This is a genomic window from Vibrio sp. VP6, assembly GCF_028823755.1.
GTDB lineage: Bacteria > Pseudomonadota > Gammaproteobacteria > Enterobacterales > Vibrionaceae > Vibrio > Vibrio parahaemolyticus.
Window position 1 is genome coordinate 1 of sequence record NZ_JAPEID010000184.1, and the last position, 672, is coordinate 672.

At 36.0% G+C, this 672-nt stretch carries 1 protein-coding gene; it reads right to left on the minus strand.

Annotated elements, in window-relative coordinates:
* On the minus strand, positions 1 to 672 hold a 672-nt coding region (locus OU793_RS24795; RefSeq protein WP_274647938.1), incomplete at both ends, for a hypothetical protein.

The window sequence follows — 672 nt, forward strand, 5'->3', positions numbered from 1 at the left end:
CAGCAACTTCAGCAACTTCAGCAACTTCAGCAACTTCAGCAACTTCAGCAACTTCAATGGTTTGGTAAACTTTTTTTATCCCTCGATCATTGAAAGGAAGATGAAGTTGTGGAAGATATCGTAATGAAACAAACTCAAAATGCTCTACCTCAAATTCGTTAGCCTTTATTATTGGGTTCTGGGCAACAAAAAATATATAAGGGTGTTCCGTAGGATACTTTTTGGCTTTTTTCTGCTTAATGTAATGCTCTTTTGCTTTTTGAAACGCTGTGCTGCAAGCAAGATTGAATGCGTTTTTTTTCTGATTACTCCATTTTGAAGTGTTGATTTTTAATAGATATTGTTCGCCATTATTTTTAGGCAAGAGTGCAAGCGTTATACACCCATCTGCATCTTCAAGTCGCGTATTGAACTTAAGCTTACTATAAAAAATATGACCAGAATTATATTGTTTGTTATCAGTAATGAGCTGAAACGTTGCTCTATAAGTTTTTTTTGGATGTTTTGGTAATTTCAGGGTTCGATTGGCTGCCTCTTCCGTTTCATCTAAGTAATAATCTATAACAGCTTCAAGGTATCGAGAGGTTTTACCTTTTTCGATATTGGGTTGGGTCGATTCTGTTTTATTCGACGTCCCTTGTTTTGCTATACCACATCTTGGTTTACGTTCTG